Origin of the sequence: Aquiflexum sp., from assembly GCF_041749095.1 — a bacterium.
Classification (GTDB): domain Bacteria; phylum Bacteroidota; class Bacteroidia; order Cytophagales; family Cyclobacteriaceae; genus Aquiflexum.
On the sequence record NZ_JBGTCA010000421.1, the window covers coordinates 1 to 3,498 of the forward strand.

Sequence of the window (3,498 nt, forward strand, 5' to 3'; positions counted from 1 at the left end):
TCTGATTATGACAATTCTTTAGAAGCTAAATACCTTTCTGCATCTAAAGCAGCCATACAACCAGTTCCGGCAGCCGTTACCGCCTGTCTATAAATATGGTCTTGGGCATCGCCACTGGCAAACACACCTTCGACATTGGTACGGGTACTTCCCGGGACTGTGATTATATATCCCGTTTCATCCATATCCAAAATTCCTTTGAAAATCCCGGTATTTGGTTCATGACCTATTGCAACGAAGAAACCTGAAATTTTCAAATTTTGGATCTCATTGGTCTTGTTGTTTATTACAGTGACACCCGTCACTTCATCTTCTCCAAGAATTTCAACCGTTTCTGTATTCCATAAAATTTCAATCTTAGGGTTTTTCATTACTCTGTTTTGCATGATTAGCGAAGCACGCATTTCATCCCTTCGCACTATCATATATACTTTGCTACAGATATTGGAAAGGTATGAAGCTTCTTCGCAAGCAGTATCCCCTGCCCCAACAATAGCCACATCCTGACCCCGAAAAAAGAAACCATCACATACAGCACATGCTGAAACACCTTTTCCATTCAATCTTTCTTCGCTTTCAATTCCAAGCCATTTTGCTGAAGCACCCGTGGAAATGATAATAGTGTCAGCAAGAATTGTAATTTGTTCATCCACAACAACCTTGTGAGGATGGCCACTGAAATCAACAGAAGTCACCATTCCATATCGGACTTGAGTTCCGAATCTTTCGGCTTGTTTCCTGAAATCCTCCATCATTTCAGGCCCCATAATTCCATCGGGATATCCAGGGTAATTTTCGACATCGGTGGTAATGGTCAATTGTCCTCCAGGTTGGGCTCCTGTATATAAAATTGGGCTAAGACCAGCTCTTGAAGCATAAATTGCAGCAGTATATCCAGCAGGTCCGGAACCAATGATCAAGACTTTGGTTTTTTCAATTTCTGAAGTCATTCGATTGATTTTTGAGGTTGGCAAATTTTGTCAAAATACCTTTCACAACAAAGTTAATGGGTGTTAAAATTCCCTAATACATTCCGATACAATGAATGTCAAGGGGTTACTTTTTAATCTCAATAACAGGGGGAATAAAAAAAGGGGATAATTCCCCTTTTTTTATTTTTCTATTGACCACAGGTGTTTTATCCGAGGTATGGTTTTAAAGTTTTACTTCTTGAAGTATGTCTTAACCTTCTGATTGCCTTTTCTTTAATCTGTCTAACTCTTTCCCTTGTGAGGTTGAATTTCTCACCTATTTCTTCCAAAGTCATGGCATGTTCCCCGTTAAGACCGAAATAAAGGGTGATGACATCCGCTTCCCTTTGAGTTAGTGTTGACAAGGCTCTTTGAACTTCTTTTCTCAATGAATCGGTCATCAATCCATCATCAGGTTTTTCATCACCGTCATTTTCAAGAACATCAAGTAAACTGTTTTCCTCTCCCTGAACAAACGGCGCATCCATCGAAACGTGTCTCCCGGAAATTTTCATGGTATCCACAACTTCACCGGCCGTCACTTCAAGAACTTCTGCCAATTCTTCGGGAGATGGTTCTCTTTCAAATTTTTGTTCAAGTTCGCTGAAGGTCTTGCTTATTTTGTTCAAAGATCCCACCCTGTTCAAAGGAAGTCTCACAATCCTTGATTGCTCCGCCAAAGCTTGCAAAATTGATTGTCTAATCCACCAAACAGCATAAGATATGAATTTAAAACCTCTGGTTTCATCAAATCTCTGCGCCGCCTTGATCAAACCAAGGTTACCCTCGTTGATCAGATCGCCAAGAGAAAGACCTTGATTCTGATATTGTTTGGCTACAGATACGACAAATCGAAGATTGGCTTTTGTAAGTTTTTCCAAAGCAAGTTGGTCTCCTTCACGGATCCTTTTTGCCAGTACTACTTCCTCATCAGCGGTGAGAAGATCTACCTTACCAATCTCTTGGAGATACTTATCCAAAGATTGACTTTCTCTGTTGGTAATCTGTTTGCTAATTTTTAGCTGCCTCATTCAAGAATATATTTTCAGTTGTGACTCTATGTTTAACAGAATTAAAATAAAATAAAGTTCAAAGTAATAAATACTTCCTTTACTTAATCTCTTTTATCTGATTTTTCGGGCTTAGGTATTAAAACTTTTCTCGATAGTTTGAATTTACCGGTCTTTTTATCGACATCTATCAGTTTGACCATGATTTCTTCGCCTGGTTCAAGAACCCCTTCCATATTTTCAAGTCTTTCCCACTTGATTTCAGAAATATGTAACAGTCCATCCTTGCCGGGCATGTATTCTACAAACGCACCAAAAGGCATAATGTTCTTGACAATACCTGGATAGGTTTCTCCGATCTCAGGCTGTGCTACTATCGCCCTGATTCTGGAGATGGCAGCATTCATGGAATCTTGATTGTTTGAGAATATGCTGATCTTACCTTGATTGTCTTTTTCCTCAATAATAATGGTAGCTCCTGTATCTTTTTGAATTTCCTGAATCACTTTACCTCCTGGACCTATTACAGCACCGATCAGTTCTTTAGGAATACTCATTGTAAATGATCTTGGTGTATGTGGCTTAAGTTCAGGCTTAGGTGCAGAAAGAGTTTTCTTGATCTTCTCCATAATATGAAGCCTTCCTTCTCTTGCCTGATAAAGTGCTTCTTTCAATACACTGTAATCGAGTCCTTCAACTTTAAGATCCATCTGACAGGCAGTAATTCCTTTTTCAGTACCGGTCACTTTGAAATCCATATCACCTAAGTGATCTTCGTCTCCAAGAATATCGGAAAGTATTGAATATTTTCCTGTTTTCGGATCTGAAATCATTCCCATTGCAATACCTGTAACAGGAGATTTGATTTGAATACCTGCATCCATCAGAGCCAAAGAACCTGCACAAACAGTCGCCATCGAGGATGAGCCATTTGATTCTAAGATATCAGATACAATCCTTATTGTATAGGGGTTATCATCTCCTGAAGGCAATACCTTTTTCAATGCCCTCATTGCCAAATTGCCATGCCCTACTTCTCTCCTACCCGGACCCCGGTTTATTTTCACCTCTCCTGTAGAAAAACCAGGAAAATTATAATGAAGGAAAAACTTATTAAAGCCTGATATCATTGCGCCATCCACCATTTGCTCATCCATTTTGGTACCTAATGTACAGGTGGTAATAGCTTGAGTCTCACCTCTGGTGAAAATGGCTGAACCATGTGCTGATGGCAAATAATCCACTACAGACCAAATAGGTCTGATTTCATTAAGCTTTCTTCCATCCAGCCTTTTCTTTTCATTCAAAGTTAGGTTCCTGGCAGCTTCTTTATGGATTTTGGAAAAATATGGACCAATCAAACTGGCTTCAAATTCATGTTCTTCGCCTAGGTTTTCAACAAAAGCTTCTTTGATCGCTTTGATCAATTCTGATCTTTCAGATTTGTTGGCAAGTTCTCTTGCAACGACCTCATAACATTTGCCATAAAGTTCAGCATGCATTTTTTCATACAATGC

At 39.3% G+C, this 3,498-nt stretch carries 3 protein-coding genes; all 3 read right to left on the reverse strand.

Features of this window, described 5'->3' with window-relative positions:
* Nucleotides 1-5 precede the first annotated feature (5 nt).
* The gene (gene trxB, locus ACEW8O_RS19160) at nucleotides 6-950 is read right to left on the reverse strand and encodes a thioredoxin-disulfide reductase (RefSeq protein ID WP_373496237.1); all 945 of its coding nucleotides are present in this window, start codon (nucleotides 948-950) and stop codon (nucleotides 6-8) included.
* Between the two features lie 188 nt (nucleotides 951-1,138).
* Nucleotides 1,139-2,002 (reverse strand): RNA polymerase sigma factor RpoD/SigA, encoded by an 864-nt coding sequence (locus tag ACEW8O_RS19165; protein ID WP_084121786.1) that lies wholly within the window; start codon nucleotides 2,000-2,002, stop codon nucleotides 1,139-1,141.
* An 83-nt stretch (nucleotides 2,003-2,085) separates the two neighbouring features.
* Nucleotides 2,086-3,498 (reverse strand): polyribonucleotide nucleotidyltransferase (gene pnp / locus ACEW8O_RS19170; RefSeq protein ID WP_373496238.1); only part of this gene is annotated, 1,413 nt, incomplete at its 5' end.